This window comes from Streptomyces boluensis, from assembly GCF_009908195.1.
In the GTDB taxonomy this organism is placed as follows: domain Bacteria; phylum Actinomycetota; class Actinomycetes; order Streptomycetales; family Streptomycetaceae; genus Streptomyces; species Streptomyces boluensis.
This window is the reverse complement of record NZ_JAAAHS010000728.1, coordinates 1-1,133: the sequence shown is the minus strand read 5'-3', so window position 1 is coordinate 1,133 and position 1,133 is coordinate 1. Positions and strand designations below refer to the sequence as shown.

General features: G+C 74.7%; 1 protein-coding gene. It reads right to left on the bottom strand.

Annotation, left to right across the window (positions count from 1 at the left end):
* A partial coding sequence (locus GUY60_RS37770; RefSeq protein WP_187370238.1) for a hypothetical protein occupies positions 1-1,133 on the bottom strand: 1,133 nt, incomplete at both ends.

Below are 1,133 nucleotides of genomic sequence, written 5' to 3'. Positions count from 1 at the left end.
GGCGAGCAACGCCCCCGCGAGGAGAAGTGCGAGCGGCGACCGTTCGCGCACAAGATCCGCCCCCGCCCGCCGCAACCCCGCCACTGTCGCGAGCCCCACCACGAGAACCGTGCAGGCAAGGTTGGCCCAGACCCAGTACGCGTACGGCCGCACCCCCGCCGCGCCCTGGTAGTAGCGCTCGACCAACAACCGGTACGCCTCCCACCAGTTGAAGCCGTACGCCGTGAACAGCGCGGGCACGACGACGAGGCCGAGCAGGACGTACGGGAGCACCCGGAGCCGTCGGCCGGCGGGGCCGAGCAGCAGGGCCGCCGCGCCGATGACGGCGATCAGGGCCAGGCCGTACGACAGGTAGCAGGTCAGTCCGAACAGCAGGCCGGAGGCGCAAGCCGTGAGACGCCACCGGCGGTCGGTCGTGACCGACAGGGCGAGGAGCGCGACCGACCAGGCGGCGACCGCGGCGAAGTAGCCGTCGGCGGACGTGCCCGCCCAGACAGCCGCCGGTGCGAGCGCGAGGAACGGCGCGGCCCCGCGCGCCAGTTGCTCCCCGGCGAGCGCACGCACCGTGACGAGGACGGCGACGCAGGCCGTCGCGCCGACGGTGAGACACCAGACCCCGGCCCAGGCGCCGCCGCCCAGGCCGATCCGGTCGAGCAGCACGAACGTCAGCGGGGCGGCCGGCGGATGCCCGGCGACATGGGCGGGCCAGGGTTCCGGAGCGTCGACGCGGACGTGCCGCGTGAAGGTCCGCAGCGTCTCGGGAATGTCCTGGAACCGGTCGATGACCCGCAGGTACTCGTACTTGGTGGTGAGCCGCCGGGCGATGCCCCAGTGCCAGCCGTCGATGAGCGCGAGCGACCAGGTCCACGCCATGGCCGTGGCGCAGGCGGCGGCGAGCAGTGGGCGCCACGGCAGGCGCGCGGCGAGCGACGGGCCGTACGCGACGACCGCGGCCGCCACGGCGAGCGCGGCCGGGGTGCCGGGCCCCATGTGCGGCAGCCAGTTGGCGTACAGCGGCGGCCAGCTGACCCGGAGGTTGCCGTCGACGCGTTCGAGGTGATGGCCGATCAGCACGGCCGCGGCGACGAGCAGGACCGCGGCGGCCGCGGCGTACAGGTCATAGCGGACGGGGT